General features: G+C 70.9%; 17 protein-coding genes. 8 read left to right on the top strand and 9 right to left on the bottom strand.

Going from position 1 to position 22,506, the window contains the following annotated elements:
• Nucleotides 1–37 precede the first annotated feature (37 nt).
• Nucleotides 38–370 carry a hypothetical protein gene (locus ABZ078_RS24710; RefSeq protein ID WP_356578480.1) on the bottom strand — a complete coding sequence of 111 codons (333 nt, stop codon included), beginning with the start codon at nucleotides 368–370 and terminating at the stop codon, nucleotides 38–40.
• A gap of 58 nt (nucleotides 371–428) precedes the next feature.
• Nucleotides 429–1,346, bottom strand: a complete 918-nt coding sequence (locus ABZ078_RS24705) for a heme o synthase (protein ID WP_356578478.1) — start codon at nucleotides 1,344–1,346, stop codon at nucleotides 429–431.
• A 391-nt stretch (nucleotides 1,347–1,737) separates the two neighbouring features.
• On the opposite strand from ABZ078_RS24705, the gene tkt reads away from it, so the two are divergent.
• The 5 genes from tkt to pgl are packed head-to-tail and all read left to right on the top strand — an operon-like array spanning nucleotide 1,738 to nucleotide 8,523.
• Nucleotides 1,738–3,843: a transketolase gene (gene tkt / locus ABZ078_RS24700; RefSeq protein WP_356578476.1), complete on the top strand. Its 2,106-nt coding sequence runs from the start codon at nucleotides 1,738–1,740 to the stop codon at nucleotides 3,841–3,843.
• A gap of 34 nt (nucleotides 3,844–3,877) precedes the next feature.
• Complete coding sequence (gene tal / locus ABZ078_RS24695; protein WP_356578474.1) at nucleotides 3,878–4,996, top strand: transaldolase; 1,119 nt, start codon at nucleotides 3,878–3,880, stop codon at nucleotides 4,994–4,996.
• A 4-nt stretch (nucleotides 4,997–5,000) separates the two neighbouring features.
• Nucleotides 5,001–6,539 (top strand): glucose-6-phosphate dehydrogenase, encoded by a 1,539-nt coding sequence (gene zwf, locus ABZ078_RS24690; protein WP_356578472.1) that lies wholly within the window; start codon nucleotides 5,001–5,003, stop codon nucleotides 6,537–6,539.
• Complete coding sequence (gene opcA, locus ABZ078_RS24685) at nucleotides 6,536–7,744, top strand: glucose-6-phosphate dehydrogenase assembly protein OpcA (protein WP_356578471.1); 1,209 nt, start codon at nucleotides 6,536–6,538, stop codon at nucleotides 7,742–7,744. The genes zwf and opcA overlap by 4 nt, the downstream gene beginning before the upstream one ends.
• A complete protein-coding gene (pgl, locus tag ABZ078_RS24680) occupies nucleotides 7,741–8,523 on the top strand; it encodes a 6-phosphogluconolactonase (RefSeq protein WP_356578469.1) in 783 nt (260 codons plus the stop codon). The genes opcA and pgl overlap by 4 nt, the downstream gene beginning before the upstream one ends.
• A gap of 65 nt (nucleotides 8,524–8,588) precedes the next feature.
• On the opposite strand, the gene ABZ078_RS24675 is transcribed toward pgl, so the two are convergent.
• The 5 genes from ABZ078_RS24675 to ABZ078_RS24655 all read right to left on the bottom strand — a co-directional run bounded on the left by ABZ078_RS24675 (nucleotide 8,589) and on the right by ABZ078_RS24655 (nucleotide 15,540).
• Nucleotides 8,589–9,428: a carbohydrate ABC transporter permease gene (locus ABZ078_RS24675; RefSeq protein ID WP_356578467.1), complete on the bottom strand. Its 840-nt coding sequence runs from the start codon at nucleotides 9,426–9,428 to the stop codon at nucleotides 8,589–8,591.
• The gene (locus ABZ078_RS24670; RefSeq protein ID WP_356578465.1) at nucleotides 9,425–10,789 is read right to left on the bottom strand and encodes an ABC transporter permease subunit; all 1,365 of its coding nucleotides are present in this window, start codon (nucleotides 10,787–10,789) and stop codon (nucleotides 9,425–9,427) included. Before ABZ078_RS24670 ends, ABZ078_RS24675 begins: the two co-directional genes overlap by 4 nt.
• 6 nt (nucleotides 10,790–10,795) lie before the next feature.
• On the bottom strand, nucleotides 10,796–12,127 hold the full coding sequence (locus ABZ078_RS24665) for an ABC transporter substrate-binding protein (protein ID WP_356578463.1): 1,332 nt from the start codon (nucleotides 12,125–12,127) through the stop codon (nucleotides 10,796–10,798).
• Between the two features lie 81 nt (nucleotides 12,128–12,208).
• On the bottom strand, nucleotides 12,209–14,137 hold the full coding sequence (locus ABZ078_RS24660) for an alpha-amylase family glycosyl hydrolase (RefSeq protein ID WP_356578461.1): 1,929 nt from the start codon (nucleotides 14,135–14,137) through the stop codon (nucleotides 12,209–12,211).
• Between the two features lie 131 nt (nucleotides 14,138–14,268).
• Nucleotides 14,269–15,540, bottom strand: coding sequence for an ABC transporter substrate-binding protein (locus ABZ078_RS24655; protein WP_356578460.1), 1,272 nt, complete (start codon nucleotides 15,538–15,540; stop codon nucleotides 14,269–14,271).
• A 124-nt stretch (nucleotides 15,541–15,664) separates the two neighbouring features.
• Here ABZ078_RS24655 and ABZ078_RS24650 point away from each other — a divergent pair, with 124 nt between their 5' ends.
• Genes ABZ078_RS24650 through ABZ078_RS24640 form a run of 3 tightly spaced genes read left to right on the top strand, consistent with a single transcriptional unit; the run spans nucleotide 15,665 to nucleotide 19,305 of the window.
• Nucleotides 15,665–16,180, top strand: coding sequence for a PadR family transcriptional regulator (locus tag ABZ078_RS24650; protein WP_356578458.1), 516 nt, complete (start codon nucleotides 15,665–15,667; stop codon nucleotides 16,178–16,180).
• A gap of 38 nt (nucleotides 16,181–16,218) precedes the next feature.
• The gene (locus tag ABZ078_RS24645; RefSeq protein ID WP_356578525.1) at nucleotides 16,219–16,971 is read left to right on the top strand and encodes an ABC transporter ATP-binding protein; all 753 of its coding nucleotides are present in this window, start codon (nucleotides 16,219–16,221) and stop codon (nucleotides 16,969–16,971) included.
• 51 nt (nucleotides 16,972–17,022) lie between these two features.
• Nucleotides 17,023–19,305 (top strand): FtsX-like permease family protein, encoded by a 2,283-nt coding sequence (locus ABZ078_RS24640; protein WP_356578456.1) that lies wholly within the window; start codon nucleotides 17,023–17,025, stop codon nucleotides 19,303–19,305.
• Between the two features lie 124 nt (nucleotides 19,306–19,429).
• Here the strand turns inward: ABZ078_RS24640 and pgi are convergent, their stop codons facing one another.
• Nucleotides 19,430–21,085: a glucose-6-phosphate isomerase gene (gene pgi / locus ABZ078_RS24635; protein ID WP_356578454.1), complete on the bottom strand. Its 1,656-nt coding sequence runs from the start codon at nucleotides 21,083–21,085 to the stop codon at nucleotides 19,430–19,432.
• 53 nt (nucleotides 21,086–21,138) lie between these two features.
• Nucleotides 21,139–22,407, bottom strand: coding sequence for an MFS transporter (locus ABZ078_RS24630; RefSeq protein WP_356578452.1), 1,269 nt, complete (start codon nucleotides 22,405–22,407; stop codon nucleotides 21,139–21,141).
• Between the last annotated feature and the right edge of the window lie 99 nt (nucleotides 22,408–22,506).

Below are 22,506 nucleotides of genomic sequence, written 5' to 3'. Positions count from 1 at the left end.
TGGTGTCACGCGCCCCGTGCGAAAACGCCGGCGACTCTCAGCCGTTGCTCGGTCCGCCGACCTGGATGCCCGCCATGCGGCTCCACTCGTACGGGCCCGTCCTCACCTTCGCCGCGAACTCACCGTCGAACGACTCATGAGCCGTGACCCCGGCCTTCGCCACCGCCTTCTCGGCGATCTCGTACGACGGTGCCACCAGGTCGCCCCAGCCACCGTCGTCGCCGACGAGCACGATGCGGGCGCCGCGCTGCCCGAGGTACGCGACCTGGGCCTCGGCGCCGCCGTGGGACTTGGCGAAGGAGTTGATCTGCTTGGCCAGCTTGGCCACCTTGCGCTCGGCCCTTGCGTCAACCTGCTGCGTGTCTGCCATGGCCAGGATGCTACTCACGAGTAGATCAGCTGGCGAGTGCAGGGCCCTGTGACATACGTCAGCGCAGGAAGGGGTCCACCGCCACCGCCACGAACAGCAGCGAGACGTAGGTGATCGACCAGTGGAACAGGCGCATCTCCTTCAGCTTCGCGCCCGTCACCTCCGCCTTCGCGCGGTTCTGGAGCGCGTGCGCCTCCCACAGCCACCAGCCGCCGGCCACCAGGGCGACCAGCGTGTAGAACCAGCCGGTGTAGCCCAGCGGCGTCAGCAGCAGGGAGACGGCGACCATCACCCAGCTGTAGATCACGATCTGCTTGGCGACGACCTTGTTGGAGGCGATGACCGGCAGCATCGGCACGCCCACGCGCGCGTAGTCCTCCCTCACCTTCATGGACAGCGGCCAGTAGTGCGGCGGCGTCCAGAAGAACATGACGAGGAAGAGGATGACCGGGGCCCACGACAGGGAGTTCGTGACCGAGGACCAGCCGATCAGCACCGGCATGCAGCCCGCGATGCCGCCCCACACGATGTTCTGCGACGTACGGCGCTTGAGGAGCATCGTGTAGACGACGACGTAGAAGAGGAGCGCTCCGAGGGCGAGCCAGGCGCTCAGCCAGTTGACGGTGAGGCCGAACAGCAGGGTCGAGACGACCGCCAGCGTGATGCCGAAGGCGAGGCACTCGCGCGGGCTGACCATCCCGGTGACCAGGGGACGCTGCGACGTGCGGTCCATGAGCGCGTCGATGTCACGGTCGATGTACATGTTCAGCGCGTTGGCACCGCCTGCCGAGAGGTAGCCGCCGACGCAGGTGAGGAGCACCAGACCGAGGTCGGGCACACCCTGCTCGGCGAGGAACATCACCGGAACGGTGGTGATCAGCAGCAGTTCGATGATCCGCGGCTTCGTCAGCGCCACGAACGCCTTGACACGGGCCCCGAACGGCCGGTGGCTCGGGCTCTGGCTCGTCCCGATCATCCCCGCTGGACGGGATTCAACGGCCGTCACGCACACCCCTGACAGAGACATCCCAGCAAGCCTCCCCGTGTGAAGTCCCGGTAAAGGCTCGCGCGTACCACGCCACTGTAGACGTTGCCCAGACCCGGGCATTCGCGGGGGTCGGCTCGTGTTGTGGAGGGCCCTCGGAAGAGTCCCGCACGTCACCGTTGAGCACTCGGACGAGCGGCTGCGTATTCAGTTGCCGAACGCGGTCACGCCCAGTGGGGAGGCGGATCCCTGACTCTCCCGGCAGTCTGGAATGACTCGAAAAGACGCACGTACTCACGGGGGTAGGCTCGACCACGGCCGGGCGCCCGATGCACCGGCATTCGATACATGCGTGACATGTGGAGAGGAGCCCTGACCCAGGGTGAGCACCAAGCCGACCACCACAGACCTCGAGTGGACCGAGTTGGACCAGCGGGCCGTCGACACCGCCCGCGTCCTGGCCGCCGATGCCGTACAGAAGGTCGGCAACGGCCATCCGGGTACGGCGATGAGCCTGGCGCCTGCCGCCTACACCCTCTTTCAGAAGGTGATGCGGCACGACCCGGCGGACGCCGACTGGGTCGGGCGCGACCGCTTCGTGCTGTCCGCCGGCCACTCGTCCCTGACTCTCTACACCCAGCTGTACCTGGCCGGCTTCGGCCTGGAGCTGGACGACCTGAAGGCCTTCAGGACGTGGGGTTCGAAGACCCCCGGCCACCCCGAGTACGGTCACACGACCGGTGTGGAGACGACGACCGGCCCGCTCGGCCAGGGTGTCGCGAACGCGGTGGGCATGGCGATGGCCGCCCGCTACGAGCGCGGCCTGTTCGACCCGGAGGCCCCCGAGGGCACCTCGCCCTTCGACCACTTCGTCTACGTCATCGCCGGTGACGGCTGCCTCCAGGAGGGCATCTCCGCCGAGGCGTCCTCGATGGCCGGTCACCAGAAGCTCGGCAACCTCATCCTGCTGTGGGACGACAACCACATCTCGATCGAGGGCGACACCGAGACGGCCGTCTCCGAGGACACCGTTCTGCGGTACGAGGCGTACGGCTGGCATGTGCAGCGCGTCGAGCCGCAGGCCAACGGCGACCTGGACCCGGCCGCCATCTACGACGCGATCCAGAAGGCCAAGGCGGTCACGGACAAGCCGTCCTTCATCGCGATGCGCTCCATCATCGCCTGGCCGGCCCCGAACGCGCAGAACACCGAGGCCGCCCACGGCTCGGCGCTCGGCGACGACGAGGTCGCGGCCACCAAGCGCGTCCTCGGCTTCGACCCGGAGCAGAGCTTCGAGGTGTCCGACGAGGTCATCAACCACACCCGGGGCGCCCTTGAGCGGGGCCAGGCGGCCCGGGCGGTGTGGGAGAAGTCGTTCCAGCAGTGGCGGGACAACAACCCCGAGCGCGCCGCCGAGTTCGACCGCATCGCGGCCGGTGAGCTGCCCACCGGCTGGGAGGAGAAGATCCCGGTCTTCGAACCCGGCAAGGGCGTCGCCACGCGTGCCGCGTCCGGCAAGGTGCTCCAGGCGCTGGGCGCCGTCATCCCCGAGCTGTGGGGCGGCTCGGCCGACCTGGCCGGCTCCAACAACACCACCATCGACAAGACGTCGTCTTTCCTCCCGGCGGACAACCCGCTGCCGGAGGCGGACCCGTACGGCCGCACGATCCACTTCGGCATCCGCGAGCACGCCATGGCCGCGCAGATGAACGGCATCGCCCTGCACGGCAACACGCGGATCTACGGCGGCACGTTCCTGGTGTTCTCCGACTACATGCGCAACGCGGTGCGTCTGTCGGCGCTGATGCACCTGCCGGTGACCTACGTGTGGACGCACGACTCGATCGGCCTCGGCGAGGACGGCCCCACCCACCAGCCGATCGAGCACCTCGCGTCCCTGCGCGCCATCCCGGGCCTGAACATCGTGCGTCCCGCCGACGCCAACGAGACCGCGATCGCCTGGCGCGAGATCCTCAAGCGGTACACCAAGGAGTTCGGCAAGGGCGCCCCGCACGGGCTCGCGCTGACCCGGCAGGGCGTGCCGACGTACGAGCCCGACGAGGATGCCGCGCGCGGCGGTTACGTGAGGGCCGAGGCCGACGGTGGCGAGCCGCAGGTCGTCCTCATCGCGACCGGTTCCGAGGTGCACGTCGCCGTCGAGGCGCGCGAGCGGCTCCAGGCCGACGGGGTGCCGACCCGGGTGGTGTCGATGCCGTCGGTGGAGTGGTTCGAGGAGCAGGACCAGGGGTACCGGGACAGCGTCCTGCCGCCGTCCGTCAAGGCTCGTGTCGCGGTGGAGGCCGGGGTGGGTCTCACCTGGCACAAGTACGTCGGGGACGCGGGTCGCATCGTTTCCCTGGAGCACTTCGGTGCTTCGGCCGACGGCAAGGTGCTCTTCCGGGAGTACGGCTTCACCGCCGAGAACGTGGCCGCCGCCGCGCGGGCTGTGCTTGATTCGACTACGGGCCTCGCCGCGGCCCGGCGCTGACGCTCATATACGAGACGTAGGAGTTTGATTTTCCATGACAGACGCACTGAAGCGCCTCTCCGAGGAAGGCGTCGCGATCTGGCTGGACGACCTGTCGCGCCAGCGCATCACGTCCGGCAACCTCGCCGAGCTGATCGACCAGCAGCATGTCGTCGGTGTCACCACCAACCCGACGATCTTCCAGAAGGCGATCAGCAGCGGTGACGGCTACGACCAGCAGGTCGCCGATCTCGCCGCCCGCAAGGTCACCGTCGAAGAGGCGATCCGCATGATCACCACGGCGGACGTCCGGGACGCCGCCGACATCCTGCGCCCGGTCTTCGACGCCACCGGCGGCCAGGACGGCCGGGTCTCCATCGAGGTCGACCCGCGCCTGGCGCACAACACGCGCTCGACCGTCGCCGAGGCCAAGCAGCTGGCCTGGCTGGTCGACCGGCCCAACACCCTCATCAAGATCCCGGCCACCGAGGCGGGCCTGCCGGCGATCACCGAGGTCATCGGCCTCGGCATCAGCGTGAACGTCACGCTGATCTTCTCGCTGGAGCGCTACCGCAAGGTGATGGACGCCTACCTCGCGGGTCTGGAGAAGGCCAAGGAGCGCGGCCTGGACCTGTCCCAGATCCGCTCCGTGGCGTCCTTCTTCGTCTCCCGCGTGGACACCGAGATCGACAAGCGCCTCGACGCGCTCGGCACCGACGAGGCCAAGGCCGCGCGCGGCAAGGCGGGCGTGGCCAACGCGCGCCTCGCCTACCAGGCGTACGAGGAGGTCTTCTCCTCCGACCGCTGGAGCGCGCTGGAGAACGCGGGCGCCAACAAGCAGCGTCCGCTGTGGGCCTCGACCGGTGTGAAGGACCCGGCGTACAAGCCGACCCTGTACGTCGACGACCTGGTCGCGCCGAACACGGTCAACACCATGCCCGAGGCCACCCTCCAGGCCACCGAGGAACAGGGCGAGATCACCGGCAACACCATCGCCGGCACCTACGAGCAGGCCCGCGCCGACCTGGACGCGGTCGAGAAGCTCGGCATCTCGTACGACGAGGTGGTGCAGCTGCTGGAGGACGAGGGCGTCGAGAAGTTCGAGGCGTCCTGGAACGACCTGCTGAAGTCGACCGAGGCGGAGCTCCAGCGCCTCGCCCCCTCGGAGGGCTGATCCCTTGCCACCCTTCACCGTCACGGAAGCGAACCCGCTTCGTGACGCCGCCGACCGACGGCTCCCGCGTATCGCGGGGCCGTCGGGCCTGGTGATCTTCGGCGTTACGGGCGATTTGTCACGTAAAAAGCTGATGCCCGCCGTGTACGACCTCGCCAACCGGGGTCTGCTGCCGCCGGGCTTCTCGCTCGTCGGCTTCGCCCGCCGCGAGTGGGCCAACGAGGACTTCGCCCAGGAGGTCCACGACGCGGTCAAGGAGCACGCCCGGACCCCCTTCCGCGAGGAGGTCTGGCAGCAGCTCATCCAGGGCATGCGCTTCGTGCAGGGCACCTTCGACGACGACGACGCCTTCGAGCGGCTGCGCGCCACCATCGAGGAACTGGACAAGGCGCAGGGCACGGGCGGCAACTTCGCCTTCTACCTGTCGGTGCCGCCGCGCTCCTTCCCGGTGGTCATCCAGCAGCTCAAGAGGCACGGCCTGGCCGACCAGACCGGCGGCTCGTGGCGGCGCGCGGTGATCGAGAAGCCCTTCGGTCACGACCTGAGGTCGGCCGAGGAGCTCAACAAGGTCGTCCACGAGGTCTTCGCCCCGGACCAGGTCTTCCGCATCGACCACTACCTGGGCAAGGAGACCGTCCAGAACATCCTGGCGCTGCGCTTCGCGAACACGATGTTCGAGCCGATCTGGAACCGGTCCTTCGTGGACCACGTGCAGATCACCATGGCCGAGGACATCGGCATCGGTGGCCGCGCCGGCTACTACGACGGCATCGGCGCCGCCCGTGACGTCATTCAGAACCACCTGCTCCAGCTCATGGCCCTGACCGCCATGGAGGAGCCCGCCTCCTTCGACGCGGACGCGCTGGCCGCCGAGAAGACCAAGGTGCTCGGCGCGGTACGACTGCCGAAGGACCTGGGCCGGGACACGGTGTTCGGGCAGTACGCGGCCGGCTGGCAGGGCGGCGCGAAGGCGGTCGGGTACCTCCAGGAGGAGGGCATCGACCCGAAGTCGAAGACCGACACGTACGCCGCGGTCAAGCTGGAGATCGACAACCGCCGCTGGGCGGGCGTCCCCTTCTATCTGCGCACCGGCAAGCGGCTGGGGCGGCGGGTGACGGAGATCGCGGTCGTCTTCCAGCGGGCGCCGCACTCCCCCTTCGACACGACGGCCACCGAGGAACTCGGCCAGAACGCGATCGTGATCCGCGTCCAGCCCGACGAGGGCGTCACGGTCCGCTTCGGTTCGAAGGTGCCCGGCACGTCCATGGAGATCCGGGACGTCTCCATGGACTTCGCCTACGGCGAGTCGTTCACGGAGACCAGCCCGGAGGCGTACGAGCGCCTGATCCTGGACGTCCTGCTCGGCGACGCCAACCTCTTCCCGCGCACCGAGGAGGTCGAGCTGTCCTGGAAGATCCTCGACCCGATCGAGGAGTACTGGGACCAGCACGGCAGGCCGGCCCAGTACCCGGCTGGCACCTGGGGCCCCGTCGAGGCGGACGAAATGCTCGAGCGAGACGGACGGAGCTGGCGCCGGCCATGAAGATAGACCTCACGGACACCACCGCCAGCAAGATCAACAAGGCGCTGGTGCAGGGCCGCCGGGCCATCGGCACGCCGGCCGTGGGCATGGTGCTCACGCTGGTCATCGTCACGGACGAGGAGAACGCGTACGACGCCCTGAAGGCCGCGAACGACGCCGCGCACGAGCACCCCTCGCGCACCCTGGTCGTCATCAAGCGCGTCTCGCGCTCGCCCCGCGACCGTACGCAGTCCCGGCTGGACGCCGAGGTGCGGGTGGGCGCGGACGCCGGCACCGGTGAGACGGTGGTGCTGCGGCTGTACGGCGAGGTGGTCGACCACGCGCAGTCCGTCGTCCTGCCGCTGCTGCTGCCCGACGCGCCGGTGGTGGTCTGGTGGCCGGTCAACGCGCCTCTCGACCCGGCGAACGATCCGCTGGGCGCGCTGGCCCAGCGCCGGGTGACGGACACCTACGCCTCGGAGCAGCCGGTGCGGGACCTGTCGGCCCGCGCCGCCACCTACACACCGGGCGACACGGACCTGTCCTGGACCCGGATCACGCCGTGGCGCTCGATGCTGGCGGCGGCTCTGGACCAGGTGGTCTGCGAGGTGAAGGCCGTCGAGGTGGAGGGCGAGGAGTTCAACCCGAGCTGTGAGCTGCTGGCGATGTGGCTCGCGGACCGGCTGGACGTCCCCGTGAAGCGGTCGCTGTCGTCGGGCCCCGGCCTGACGGCGGTCCGCATGGCCACCGACTGCGGCCCCATCGCGCTCGACCGGGCGGACGGCTCCCTGGCGACCCTCTCCATCCAGGGCCAGCCGGACCGTGCGGTCGCGCTGAAGCGACGGGAGACGGCCGAGTTGATCGCGGAGGAGCTGCGGCGGCTCGACCCGGACGACACGTACGCGTCGGCGCTGCGGTTCGGGGTGGAGCGGTTGAACTCCGGAGCCGTTCCGGCGGTTCGGGGCGCCGAGGCGGCCGTGGCCAAGGCCGATGAGGCGCCGGCCCAGGAGCCGTCGGCCCAGGAGTCACAGGCCACTGAGGCACAGGCCACTGAGGCGCAGGCCACTGAGGCACAGGCCACTGAGGCGCAGGCCACTGAGGCGCAGGCCGAGGAGGGATCGCCGGCCAAAGGAGAAGCGGTTGAGACTCCCGTCGAAGCCGCTGCGAAAGCACCCGCGAAGCAAGCGGCGGCGTTGGAACCGGTGAAGAAGGCGGCGGCGAAGTGAGCACTCCGCAACTGGTCGTGCACCACGACAAGGAGCTGATGGCACAGGCCGCGGCGGCCCGGCTGATCACGAAGATCGTGGACGCGCAGGCGTCCCGGGGCTCGGCCTCCGTGGTCCTCACGGGCGGCCGCAACGGCAACGGCCTGCTGGCCGCGCTGGCGGCGGCCCCCGCACGGGACGCCATCGACTGGGGCCGCCTGGACCTCTGGTGGGGCGACGAACGCTTCCTCCCGGAGGGCGACCCGGACCGCAACGTCACCCAGGCGCGCGAGGCCCTGCTGGACTCGGTTCCGCTGGACCCGAAGCGCGTGCACGCCATGCCCGCGTCGGACGGCCCGTTCGGCACGGACGTGGACGCGGCGGCCGCCTCGTACGCGGAGGAACTGGCGAGGGCGGCGGGCCCGGAGAACCACGGCGCGGTTCCCACCTTCGACGTCCTGATGCTGGGCGTGGGCCCCGACACCCACGTGGCGTCCCTCTTCCCGGAACTCCCCGCCGTACGGGAGACGGAACGCACGGTCGTCGGCGTCCACGGCGCCCCCAAGCCCCCGCCGACCCGCGTGACCCTGACGCTGCCGGCGATCCGGGCGGCGCGTGAGGTGTGGCTGCTGGCGGCCGGCGAGGACAAGGCGCGGGCCGCGGCCATCGCCCTGTCGGGCGCGGGCGAGATCCAGGCACCGGCGGCGGGGGCGTACGGCCGCTCCAGGACCCTGTGGCTGCTGGACGCGGCGGCGGCCTCCCAGTTGCCGAGGTCGCTGTATCCACCGGCCTCCGCCTGAACGCCTTTCGGGCCCTCGCTTCCCGGTGAAGCGAGGGCCCGAAGCACATGCGCCACCTGCCCGCGCTACTTCACCGACCCGGCCATCACGCCCTGCACGAAGTGCCGCTGGAACGCGAAGAACACCACGACCGGCACCACCAGCGACACGAACGCACCCGGCGCCAGCACATCGATGTTGCTGCCGAACTGCCTTATTTGCGACTGGAGTTGGACGGTGAGCGGCTGCGAGGCGCTGTCGGCGAACAGCAGCGCCACCAGCATGTCGTTCCACACCCACAGGAACTGGAAGATGGCCAGTGAGGCGATCGCCGGGCGGCCCACCGGAAGCACCAGCCGCGTGAAGATCCGCCACTCGCCGCCGCCGTCCATCCGCGCCGCTTCCAGCATCTCCTTCGGCATCTCGGCGAAGTAGTTCCGCAGCAGGAACACCGCGAACGGCAGCCCGTACGCCACGTGGAAGAGGACGACTCCGGGGATCGTGCCGAACAGCCCGAGCTGACCGAAGAGTTGGGCCACCGGCAGCAGTCCGATCTGCACGGGCACCACCAGCAGCGCCACCACGACCAGGAAGATCGCCTCCCGGCCGGGGAAGTCCAGCCACGCGAAGGCGTACCCGGCGAGCGCCGCGAGGACCACCACCAGCGCGGTGGCCGGCACCGAGATCATCACGGTGTTCCAGAATGCCTGCGTGATCCCGGCGTTGCCCAGCAGCGCCGAGTAGTTGTCGAAGGACAGTTGGCCGGGGCTGGTGAACACCGTCCACCAGCCGCCCTTCGCCGTGTCCTCGGCGGACCGCAGGGACGACAGGAACAGTCCGGCCAGCGGCGTCATCCACACCAGCCCGACCACCACGAGAAGCGCCTGGACGACCCCGTTGCCCAGCCCGCGCCTGACCGCGTTCATCGCTGACTCCCTCGGAAGCGGCGGACGTTGAAGACCATGGCCGGGATGACCAACAGCAGAAGCAGGACACCGAGCGCGCTGCCGAGCCCCTGGTTGTTGCCGCCGCCGAACGACACCAGCCACATCTGTGTCGCCAGCACGGTCGCGTCCTCCTGCACCGGCCCGGGCGCGATGATGTAGACGAGGTCGAAGACCTTCATCACGTTGATGACGAGGGTGACGAACACGACCGTCAGCACCGGTGCCAGCAGCGGCACCGTGATCCGCCGGAAGATCTGCCACTCGTTCGCGCCGTCCATCCGCGCCGCCTCCAGGGCGTCCCGCGGCAGCGTCGCGAGCCCCGCGCCGATCAGGACCATCGCGAACCCGGTCCAGATCCACAGGTACGCCCCGATGATCGCCGGGGTGACGAGCGTGGGCCCGAGCCAGGAGATCCCCTCGTAGGGCGCGGCGAAGTTCGAGGCCGGCAGCTTGACCGTGTACGTCCCGTCGTCCAGCCCCTCGAAGCGGAAGGACCCGTCGGACGCGGTGGTCGTCGAGGCGACCGCCTTCCCGGCCCGCACCGCCTCGACCGTCATCTCCGGCAGCCCGCTCTCCCGCCGGTCGACCTTGCCCTGCCGCCCTCCCCCGCCGGGCGTGAAGTCGAGGTACACAACCCCGCGCAGCTCACCGGGGCCCGCCTTCGCCCCCGCTGCCGCGTAGGCGGGCTCGGCTCCTCCGGGCAGGTGGTCCGGCAGCACACCGACCAGGCCCAGCGTGACCGCCTCGCCCGGGGAGACGCTCGCGCTCAGGCGATACGAGCCGTCCGTCCCCTTGGTCAGCCCCTGCCCGTCGCGTGCCCGGGCCGTCGGATACGTCGACGAGTCCGCGAACGCGTCATGGACGGAGACGGCCGCGGCGTTCAGCACGCCCTTGTCCGGGTCCTCGTCGTAGGCGAGCCGGAAGATGATGCCGGCGGCGAGGAAGGACACCGCCATCGGCATGAACAGCAGCAGCTTGAACGCCGTGGCCCAGCGGACCTTCTCCACCAGCACGGCCAGGATCAGGCCGAGGCCGGTGAGCAGCGCCGGGGCCACCACCACCCAGATCGTGGTGTTGCGGACGGCCTTGAGCGTCGCCGGGTCGCGGAACATCTCGGCGTAGTTCTCGCCGCCCACGAAGCGGGTGCCGGAGGCGTCGAAGAAGCTGCGCCCGACGGAGAACAGCACCGGGTAGACGACCAGGGCGCCCAGCAGGAGCAGCGCGGGGAAGACGAAGACCAGGGCGATGATCTTCCCGCGCCGCCGGGTCCGCCGGGCTCGCGCCTTGCCGACGCCGGCGGCGGGCGCGGGGCTCGCCTCTTTCACGAGTGTCGCGGTCATGACCGGTCAGCCCTGGCCCTGGTACGCCTTGGCCGCCGCGGCCTCCAGCTTCGCCGCGGTCGCCTTCGGGTCGGACGGGTCGCGCAGGAAGTCCTGCAGGAGCTTCCACTCGCCCGCGCCCTTGGTGCCGCCGAAGGCCGCCGGGGCCTGGTCGGACATGTCGAAGCGGACCGAATCGCCCGCCGCGACGAGGGACTTGGCGGTCGCGCGGGTGACGTCGTCACCGTAGGAGGCGAGGTCGACGTTCTTGTTCGGGGACAGGAAGCCGCCCGCCTCCGCCCACACCGCCGCGGCCTCCGGCGTCGCCAGGTACTCCAGGAGCGCCATGCCGGCCTTCTGGTTCTCGCCGTCCTTGAGGACGACGGCCGCGTCACCGCCGCTGACCACCGGCGCCTTGCCGCCGCCGACCGCCGGGAACGGGAAGAAGTTCGCGTCCTCGCCTATCGCCCTGCCGAACTGGTCCTTGGCGACGCCCGCGACGAAGTCGCCCTCGTAGACCATGCCCGCCTCGGGCTTCGGTCCGAACACCTTCTCGACCGAGCCCGGGAAGTCGGTGTTGAGGGCCCCCTTCTGGCCGCCCGCGATCAGCTGCTTGTCCTTGAACAGCTTGCCGAGGGTGGTGAGCGCGTCGACCACGGAGGCGTCGGTCCACTTCAGGTCGTGCGCGGCGAGGGCGTCGTACTTCTCGGGCCCGGCCTGGGAGAGGTAGACGTTCTCGAACCAGTCGGTGAGGGTCCAGCCGTCCTGCCCGGCGACCGAGAAGGCGGCGAGCCCGGAGTCGGAGACGGTCCGTCCGGCCTTCAGCATGTCGTCGTACGTCTTCGGCGGCTTCACGCCGGCCTGGGCGAGGGCGTCGGGGCTGTACCAGACGGTCGACTTGTGGGCGGCCTTGAAGTAGAGGCCGTACAGGGCGCCGTCGACGCTGCCGTAGTCCTTCCACACGGGCGCGAAGTTGGCGTCCACGGACTTCTGCGCGGTCTTCGACAGCGGCTTGAGCCAGCCCTTCCGCGCGAACTGCTTGAGCACGCCGACCTGCGGGACCATCACGACGTCGGGGGCGTTGCCGCCCTCGATCTTGCTGCCGACCACGGTGGAGACGTTGTCCCCGGTGGACACGAACTGCGTCTTGGCGCCGGTCTTCTCGCTGAACGCGTCCAGCACCTTCTGGAAGTTCTTCTGCTCGGTGCCGGACCAGACACCGGCCACGGTGACCGTCTGACCGCTGAGCGCCTTGTCACCGCCGCCCGCGGAGACCGGTCCGCCGCCACAGGCGGTCGCGCCGAGCGCCAGGACGAGTGCGGTGCAGCCGGTGAGCAGGGTCGTACGTCGTCGCATCATCGTTGATGTCCCTTCGGGGATGGGGAACTGACGGGAAATCAGGAGCTGGGCGGGCTGGGGCCGGATCGGCGGGACGGAACGTCAGGACTCGGCCCCGTCGGCCATCCACCAGGCCGCCGTCGAACCGGGCAGCACTCCGGCCGGGCAGGGGCCGCTGGCCAGCAGCGGGGCGCCGGAGGCCGGCGCCGGCGTCGGTGCCGTACCGAAGTTGACGGCGCAGACGAGGCCGTCACCGCGGACGAAGGTCAGGACGCCGGGCGGGCTGTCCAGCCAGCGCAGCGTGCCCTCGCCCAACTGGGGCAGCGCGTCGCGCAGTTGCAGGCCGTCGCGGTACAGGTGCCAGAAGGAGCGGGTGTCGGCGAGGGCGCGGTCGGTGGCGTACTCGGCGAAGTACTCCGGCTGCGGCAGCCACGGCTTGACGCCCGCCACGCCGGAGGTGAAGCCGAACGGCGACGCCTGCCCCGACCAGGGCAGCGGCACCCGGCAGCCGTCGCGGATGCGGGCGCGGCTGCCGGTGCGGCGGAAGATCGGGTCGGTGAGCACGTCGTCGGGCAGGTCGACGACCTCGGGCAGGCCCAGTTCCTCGCCCTGGTAGATGTACGCGGCTCCGGGCAGCGCCAGCATCAGCAGCGCGGCGGCGCGGGCGCGGGCGGCGCCCAGGGGCTGCGTCGGAAGTGGCGTCGTCCGCCCGAAGGGCGGGCCGGGCGGCGTCGTGGGGGTACCTCCCGCCCGAGCCGTGCGAAGCTCGGTTCGAGGGTGGGGGAGCGTGCTCTCGGCGTGCCGGGCGGAAGTCCTTGTACTGGACGTACTTGGGCTTTCGCCCGGTGCGGCGAGTGGGGGCACCTCCCACGCCTTTAGGGCAGTGGGGGAGCGTGCCAGGCGTCGCCCGGCAGGCGCCACTTCCGACGCAGCCCCTGGGCCGCTGCCCTCGGTGGCGGGTTCGCCGTAGCGGGTGACGGTGCGGACCTGGTCGTGGTTGTTGAGGACCCAGGTGACCGTCGAGCCCGTGCCGGCGATGTCCTGCATGGCCTCGGAGATGACCTTGCGGAAGGCGTCGGCCTCCCAGGGGGCGCTGAGCAAGTCGAAGAAGAATGCCTGGTGGAGTTCGTCCGGGCGGACGTACAGGGCGTGTTCGCGCGCGGTCGGGACGGACACCTCGCCGACGAGCAGGCGTTCCCGGCCGTCGCGGGCGGTGTACTCCTCGCATATGGAGCGCCACTGGCGCCATACGTCGTGCACCTCGGGCTGGTTCCAGGCGAGCGGGTTGACCGAGTCGCGGGTGCGGGCGTCGGCCTCGGGGTCGTCCGAGTCGGGCAGCTCCGGGTGCTTGAAGAGGCCGGCGGCGACGTCGATGCGGAAGCCGTCGATGCCCCGGTCCAGCCAGAAGCGCAGGATGCGGTCGAACTCGGCGCCGACCTCGGGGTCGCGCCAGTTCCAGTCGGGCTGCTCGGGCGCGAACATGTGCAGGTACCACTGGCCGGGCCGCCCGTCCGCCTCGGTGACCCGGCTCCAGGCGGGGCCGCCGAACATGGAGTGCCAGTTGTTGGGCGGCTCGGACCCGTCCGCGCCCCGGCCGTCGGCGAAGTGGAAGCGGGCGCGGGCCGCGCTGCCGGGACCGTCCGCCAGCGCCTGGCGGAACCACGGGTGCTCGCTGGAGCAGTGGTTCGGGACGATGTCGAGCAGCACCTTGATGCCGAGCCGCCGCGCGGCCCCCACCAGCAGGTCGAACTCGTCGAGGTCGCCGAAAAGCGGGTCGACGTCGCAGTAGTCGGCCACGTCGTAGCCGTGGTCGTGCTGCGGCGAGGGATAGAAGGGGCTCAGCCAGATCCCGTCGACCCCGAGCTTCTTCAGGTACGGCAGCCCGGCCCGGACGCCGGCGAGATCGCCGACACCGTCGCCGGTGCTGTCGAGGAAGCTGCGGACGTACACCTGGTAGATCACGGCGTCACGCCACCAAGGGTGCCTGTTCAACCCATTGACCTGTCTCTGAGGAGGGCAGCAGTTATGCATGCATGTTAAGTAGGCATGTCGCGAGAGTGTCAATGAACTGGACGCAAGCTACCGAGGGGTTAGGGCTTTATATCAGGACTTAATAACCCAAGAGGATCCCAGAAGAGACCTGGGCGTTACCTAACAAGTAACTAGCGAGAGGAAATGGCGTCGAGCTCCCGCGCCAGTCGCCGCACGGCTGCCACAGGCGTCTGGCGCCCGGTCATCGCGTCATGCGCGACCGCCTGCACCACCAGGCTCACCTGGTCGTAGCGCGGGCTCTTGGGACGCGGAGCGGCCGCCCGCACGCTCTCGCGCAGGGTCGGCAGATACGGGAACTCCCGCACCAGGTCCGGATCTTCGTAGAGGTCGGCCCGCACGGGCGGCAGCGCGCCCCGCGTGAGCACCTGGCGCTGGACCCGCTCGCTGGTCAGGTACGCGATCAGCCGGGCGGCCGAGTCGGGGTGCCGGGCGTGGCTGCTGACGGCCAGGTTGGAGCCGCCCAGCACACTCACCCCGGGCCCCCGCGGACCCGGCAGCGGTACGGCGCCGATCTTCCCGGCCACCGGTGAGCCCTTGGCCGACGCCACGGCATAGGCGTACGGCCAGTTGCGGAGGAAAAGCAGGCGTCCGTCCTGGAAGGCCCGCTTGGACTCCTCCTCCTTGTACGTCAGCGCCTGCTTCGGGATCCAGCCCTCGCGCACGCCACGGGCGAGGAAGCCGATGCCCTCACGGGCGGCCGTCGAGTTCACGGTGACGCGCTCGCCCTCGTCGCCGAGGATCGTGCCGCCCGCCGAGTAGACGGCCTCGGCGGCGTTGACGGTGAGGCCCTCGTACGGCAGGAACTGGCCCGCGTAGCCGTCGAGGCCGTACTTGGGCGCGATCGTCCTCGCCGCCCGTTCCAGTTCGGACCAGGTGCGCGGTGGGTCGACGCCCTCCTTGGCGAGGATGTCCTTGCGGTAGAGCAGCAGTCCGGCGTTGGTGACGTACGGCACCGCGTACAGCTGTCCGTCGTAGGTCGCCGTGTCCACGACCCTGGGCAGGAAGGTGTCCAGCGGGAAGCGGTCGCGGGCCAGCGGGCGTATCCAGCCCTGCGCGGCGAACTCCGAGGTCCAGCTGACGTCGATGTTGAGGACGTCGAAGCGGCTGCGGTCACCGCCGCGCAGGTCGGTGGCCATCTGCGCCCGGGTCTCGTCGGCGGAGTCGGGCAGCTCGACGAGGGTGACCTTCTCGCCGGGGTGGGTGCGGTTCCAGCCTTCCAGGACGGAGCCGAGATAGCCGGTGAGATCGCCGGCGGTGGCGAGGGTCAAGGGCCCCCTGCCGTCCGCGGGGCCCGCACCGGAGCCGACGCCGGAGGCGACGTAGCCGGTCACGATCACGACAAGGACGAGAAGGCCCCTACCAGCGGCGTGGATCCACCGCATAGGTTCCTCCTTGCACACCGGCCCCAAGCACCTTCGCCCGGAGTCAGAGGCCATGTATACCTGTTAGGTATGCGCGATACTAGGTCCCTCGGCAGATTGACCGGATGCGAGGAGGAGAGCGCGAGTGCGGCTGCCCCTCCTGGCGCTGCTGGCACGCGGACCGGCCCACGGGTACGAGCTCAAGCAGGACCTTGAGCAGACGCTGGGCTCCGCGTACCCTCAGCCGAACGTCGGCCAGATCTATGTGACCCTCGGCCGCCTCGAGAAATCGGGACTGATCGAGGGCGAGGACGTGGAGCAGTCCAGCCGACCCAACAAGAAGGTCTACCACCTCACCGAAGCCGGGCGCGAGGCACTGCGCGCCTGGTTCGAGGAGCCCGAGGACGAGCCGCGGGTGCGGGACGAGTTCTTCATGAAACTGGCCCTCGCCCCGCAGACCGGTCTCGCCGACCAAGTCGCCCTGATCAACAAACAGCGGCGTCAGTATCTGAACACCATGCGTCACCTGTCGAAGCTCGCCGCCGCCGAGGACCGGGACAACCGCGTCGCCCATCTGCTGATCGAGGGCGCGATGCTGCATCTGCAGGCCGACCTCGACTGGCTGGAGCGGTGCCAGGAAGAGCTGGAGGAGCTGGAGTGAGCGACGATTCCACTCCTGTGCCGCGCGCCGAGAGCCCTGTGCTGCGCGCCGAGAGCCCTGTGCTGCGCGCCGAGGGGCTGGTCAAGACGCATTACGGCGAGGGCGCTCCGGCGCATGCCGTGCGGGGAGTCGGTCTTTCCGTCCGGCGGGGCGAGTTCGTGGCCGTCACCGGTCCGTCCGGGGCCGGCAAGTCGACCCTGCTGCATCTGCTCGGCGGACTCCAGCGACCCGACCGCGGCAGCATCTGGCTGGACGGCGAATGCGCCGACGCGTGGAGCGAGGCCCGCTGGGCGGTGGAGCGCAGGAAGCGCATCGGGATCGTCTTCCAGTTCTTCAACCTGGTCTCCGACCTCTCCGTCGCCGACAACGTCGAGCTGCCCGCCCTGCTGGCCGGCGTCCCGCCGAAGCGGGCCCGCGCCGAGCGGACGGAACTGCTGGGCGAGCTGGGGCTCACGGGCAAGGAGCGGAGCATGCCGGGCGAGCTGTCCGGCGGCGAGCAGCAGCGCGTCGCGCTGGCCCGGGCCCTGGTGAACCGGCCGCCCCTGCTGCTGGCCGACGAGCCCGCCGGCAGCCTGGACAGCAAGGGCACCCGCGAGGTGATGCGCCTGCTGTCCCGCTTCCACCAGCGCGGCCAGACCATCGTGCTGGTCACCCATGACGCACGGCTCGCCAGCGCCGCGGACCGGGTGATCAGCTTCTTCGACGGCCGCATAGCCGACGACGCCGAACTGGACGCCGGCCCGCCGCCGCGCCGGCCCGGCATCTCGGGTGTGCTGGAGCTCAAGGACTGACATGCGGCTCCACGACGACCGCCCGGCACTCGGGCCGAGGGGCTGAGGCCCGTGCGAGCCACCCTGCGCTGGGCGCACTCCGATCTGCGCACGCACCGCGGCGAGGCCCTGTTCCTCGTGCTCGCCACGGCCGGGATCGTCGTCTCCCTGCTGCTGGCCACGGCCCTCTTCGGCTACGCCACCAACCCCTGGCAGCGTGTCTTCACCCAGGCCCACGGCGCGCACGTCTGGCTGCACACCGGCTCCGCGGCCGACACCGGAAAACTCCGTGCACTCGACGGCGTCGAGTCCGTCGCGGGCCCCTACCCGACCGCCGCCACCACCCTCGCCTCCCAGGGCACCCGCGCCTCCGTCGAACTGCGCGGCACACCTGACCGCCCCGCCGTCGGCCGCCCGCTCCTCACCGCCGGCCACTGGCTGGACCCGGCGAACCCCGACGGCGTCGTCCTGGAGACCCGGCTGGCCCGTGCCCTCCTGGCCGCGCCCGGCGACACCCTCGCCCTGCCCGGCACCGGCCGGACCGTGACCGTCCTCGGCGTCGCCGACAGCGCGGAGCCCCGCTACCGGCCCGGCGAGCGACCGGGGCTCGTCTGGGCGCAGCCGTCGGCCGTGCGCGACCCGGGCGGGCAGGTGATCGGGCTGCGCCTGACGGATCCCGACGACACGGACTACGCCGTCCAGCGCGCCGTGACCGTGCTGGGCGCCGGAGCGGTCGGCGAGGTGTCCACCTGGAAGCAGGCCCGCGCCGAGGCGCAGGGCGACAACCGGCTGCTCGGGCAGGTGCTGGGCCTGTTCGGGCTGGGCGCGCTGGTCGCCGCCGGGCTCGCCGTGCACGGGGCGATCGGCACCCGGATCCGCGGTCATCTGCGGGACATCTCGGTGCTGAAGGCGATCGGTTTCACGCCGGGCCAGGTGGTCCGTGTCTTCCTGCTCCAGCACCTCGCTTACGCGCTGCTGGGCGCCGTGGCCGCGGCGGCCCTCGTCCAGGTCCTCGGCCGCCGGATCCCGGGGCGGCTCGGGGACACGGTCGGAGTGTGGCAGGGGCTGCCCGGGCACACCGTGGCGCTGGTCGTGGTGCCGGTGGGGGCGGTGCTGTTCATCGGCGCGACCACGGGGCTCGCGGCGTGGCGGGCCGGACGCGTGCCGCCCGTGCCGGTGCCCCGGCCGGCGGCTCCGCTCGGCGGGCGGCTGTCGGAGGTGGCCCGGCGGGCGCTGGGGCTACGGCTGCCGCCCGCGCTGGTGCTCGGCTGGCACCGGGCGTTCACGCGCCGTCCGCGGTCGCTGGCGACGGTCGCCCGGCTCACGCTGCCGCTGCTGCTGATCGTGGTCGCGATGAGCGCGTGGACCACGATCGACCGCTTCGACTCGAGACCCGAGCAGATCGGCCTGCCGACCGCCCTGACCGTCCACGCCGACTCCGGCCTGACCGACCGCGACACCCGCGCGGTGCTGGAACGCGACCCGCAGGTCGCCGCCGCCTACCCGGGCGTGGAGGTGGCCGCCCTGGTCCCCGGCCAGACGGCCACGATCGCCCTGCGCGGCCTCGGCACCCGCCAGGAGCCCTACCCGTACGCCCTGGCCGAAGGCCGCCCCGCCCAAGGTCGCGACGAGGCGGTGGCCGGGCAGGGGCTGCTCGATCTGCTGGACGTGCGGGTCGGCGACTGGGTGCGGATGACCGTCGGCGACCAGCCGCAGATCCTGCACATCGTGGGCCGCAGCATCGAGCCGGAGAACGCCGGCCGGGTCATCTCCACTTCCCTCGACACCCTCCGCGAGAACGACCCGGGCCTCGGCCCCACCCTCTACGAACTGCGGCTCCACCCGGGCGCGGACCCGAACCGGGTCGCCGACCGGCTGACCGAGGCCGGGCGCGGGCACCTGGACGTGAACGCCGCGCCGAACCCGGCCGAGGGCCTCTCGCCGCTGCGCGGAGTCGTCGTGGGCCTGATCGCCGTGCTGGCCCTCATCGGCCTCATCGAACTGCTGACCGCGATCGGCGGCACCGTCCGCGACAGCGAGCGTGACCTGCTGGCCCTCAAGGCCATCGGTCTGTCCCCACGGCAGATCACCGCGATCACCGTCACGTCCACCGCCTGCACCGCCCTGGCCGCGGTCGGCATCGGCACTGCGCTGGGCGCACCGCTCGCGAACTGGCTGATCGACGCCCAGGGCAGATGGAGCGGCATCGGCGCCGGGATCGCCCAGGGTCCGTCCACCGCGTTCCTGCTCCTGTTCGGCATGGCCGCGGTCCTCGGCGCGGCCGCCCTCGCCACCGTCCCGGCATCCCGCGCGGCCCGCCGCCGACTCGCGGACACGTTGACCGCGGTGACCTGACCGACGCCCGCGGGGCCACCGCGGGTTGCGCGGCGGCGGTGCCCAAGCAGCAGCAACTTGAGCGCACCTGGGGTGTTTACGGGCAGCGGACGGCCACGCGCCGCCCGCTGCCCCGCACCGCCCGTCACCTCCGCCCGCGCAGCTCCCGGTACTTGGCGACGAGCGCCTTCGTCGACGCGTCGAGACCCGGCACGTCGGCGCCTTCGGTCAGCGCGGGCTCGACGCGCTTGGCGAGGACCTTGCCGAGTTCCACGCCCCACTGGTCGAAGGAGTCGATGTTCCACACCGCGCCCTGCACGAACACCTTGTGCTCGTACAGCGCGATCAGCTGGCCCAGCACCGACGGGGTCAGCTCGCGCGCGAGGATCGTGGTCGTCGGGTGGTTGCCCTTGAACGTCTTGTGGGTCACCAGTTCCTCCGGCACCCCCTCGGCACGCACCTCGTCGGGCGTCTTGCCGAAGGCCAGCGCCTGCGTCTGGGCGAAGAAGTTCGCCATCAACAGGTCGTGCTGCGCCTTGAGTTCGTCGCTCATCTCGGCGACCGGCTCGGCGAACCCGATGAAGTCCGCCGGGATCAGCTTGGTGCCCTGGTGGATCATCTGGTAGTACGCGTGCTGCCCGTTGGTGCCCGGCGTGCCCCACACGATCGGCCCGGTCTGCCAGTCGACCTCCTGCCCGTCCCGGCCGACGTTCTTGCCGTTGGACTCCATGTCCAGCTGCTGGAGATACGCCGTGAACTTCGACAGGTAGTGGCTGTACGGCAGCACCGCGTGCGACTGGGCGTCGTGGAAGTTGCCGTACCAGATGCCCAGCAGGCCGAGCAGCAGCGGCACGTTGGACTCGGCGGGCGCGGTGCGGAAGTGCTCGTCGACGAGGCGGAAGCCGTCGAGCATCTCCCGGAAGCGGTCCGGGCCGATGGCGGTCATCAGGGACAGCCCGATCGCCGAGTCGTAGGAGTACCGTCCGCCGACCCAGTCCCAGAACTCGAACATGTTCGCCGGGTCGATGCCGAAGTCCGTCACCTTCTCGGCGTTCGTCGACAGGGCGACGAAGTGCTTGGCGACCGCTTCCGGGCCCGCCTTCAGCTCGCGCAGCAGCCAGTTGCGCGCCGAGGTGGCGTTGGTGATCGTCTCGATCGTGGTGAAGGTCTTGGAGGCGATGACGAACAGTGTCTCGGCCGCGTCCAGGTCGCGGGTGGCCTCGTGCAGGTCGGCACCGTCGACGTTCGACACGAAGCGGACGGTGAGGTCGCGGTCGGTGTAGCTGCGCAGCACCTCATAGGCCATCGCCGGGCCGAGGTCGGAGCCGCCGATGCCGACGTTGACGACGTTGCGGATGCGCTTGCCGGTGTGGCCGGTCCAGGCGCCGGAGCGGACCCGCTCGGCGAAGTCGGCCATCTTGTCGAGGACGGCGTGCACACCGGGGACGACGTTCTCCGCGTCGACCTCGATCACCGCGTCGCGCGGCGCGCGCAGCGCGGTGTGCAGCACGGCGCGGTTCTCGGTGGTGTTGATCTTCTCGCCGCGGAACATGGCGTCCCGCAGCCCGAACACGTCCGTGGCGGCGGCCAGCTCGCGCAGCAGCCGCAGCGTCTCGTCGGTGACCAGGTGCTTGGAGTAGTCGATGTGCAGGTCGCCGACCCGCAGCGTGTACCCCGCGCCGCGATCGGGGTCGGCGGCGAACAGGTCCCGCAACTCGACCTCGCCCAGCTCCTCGCGATGCTTGGCCAGCGCGGTCCACTGGGGCGTCCGGTTGAGCCTGGTACGTCCGTCTGCGTTCATGTCCGACTTCAGCCTTCTTCCGTGCCTGAGGGGGCCTGTCCCAACGTAGTTGATCAGCGGGTGACGTGAGTTGTCGTCGCGTCGTCGTCCGGCGCAACAACAGGTACGTCCGGTTTGCCGCCGGGTATCAGCGCGAGGACCGACAGGACGAAGAAGGCGGCTGTGAGCAGGGCGGGCGTGTTCAGGCCCCAGGCGGTGGCGACGGCACCGCCGAGCAGGGCGCCCAGCGGGGTGCCGACGACGGCCAGGGTGCGGAAGGCGGAGCTGACCCGGCCCAGCATGTCGGCGGGGGCGCGCTGCTGCATCAGCGTCGTGGTGTTGACGTTCCACACCATGCCCATGAACCCGAAGACGGCGAGGGCCGCCGCCACCGCGGTCAGGCTGCGCACGCTGCCCATGACGACGAGGGCGCCCGTCTGCACGACTCCGGCGAGCAGCACGGCCCGCGCCGGCCCGAACCGGGCGGCGGCCCACCGGTTCCCCAGGCCCCCGGCCAGGCTGCCGACGGTGTACGCGGTGGTCGCCACCGCGTATCCGGTGGTGCCCGCGTCCAGCCATCCGGTCACCAGGACGACCAGCGTGGCGATCAGGGCACCCATGCCGACGTTGCACAAGGCTGTCGCGGCGCACAGCCCCCGCAGCGCCCGGTCACCCCACAGGGTGCGCAGCCCGTCCGCGATCTCCCGGCGCAGGGTGCTGCCGGCCGGTTTCGGCGCGCGGTCGGGCGCCGCGGCCCGCAGTGAGGCGATCAGCGCGGCGGCCAGCAGGAAGGTGACGGCGTCGGCCACGAAGGGAACGGCGGCCCCCGCGGCGAGCAGCAGGGGCACCGCGGGCGCCCCCAGCAGTCCGCCCGCGATCTTCTGCCCGGTCATCAACCGGGCGTTGGCGCTGCTCAGGGCCTTCTGGTCCACCAGGGCGGGCAGCAGCGCCGTGGCGGCGTTGTCGAACAGGGTCTGGAGCGCGGTCAAGGTGAAGGCCAGCGCGATGAGCAGGCCGATCGAGGCGTGACCGAGGGCCACGGCCACCGCGAACGCGCCGACCAGCAGGCCGCGTAACGCGTCCACCGTCCACATCGCGCGCCGCTGGTCCACCCGGTCGGCGACAGCGCCGCCGAGCAGGCCGAAAAGCAGCCAGGGCAGATAGCCACAGGCGGTGACCGCGGCGATCAGCAACGGCCGGTCCGTCAGCGTCACGGCGAGGAGCGGCAGGGCGGCCGTACGCAGGGAGTCACCGAAGCTGGAGAGCACGGCGGCGCTCCACAACCGCCCGAAACCCCCGCGCCACGCGGGCGCACGCACGCCCGCCGCCTCAGCCGTCGTCACGGCTCCCCCTCCCGGTCCACCGATGCACGAGATCGATGGACAAACCGTAGAGGGCACCACTGACAATCGGCCTTGGAGCGGGAGTCCGCCGGAGCTTCG

This window comes from Streptomyces sp. NPDC006385, assembly GCF_040612485.1.
GTDB lineage: Bacteria > Actinomycetota > Actinomycetes > Streptomycetales > Streptomycetaceae > Streptomyces.
The sequence above is the reverse complement of the archived record's forward strand: the minus strand, read 5'-3'. Positions and strand labels throughout refer to the sequence as shown.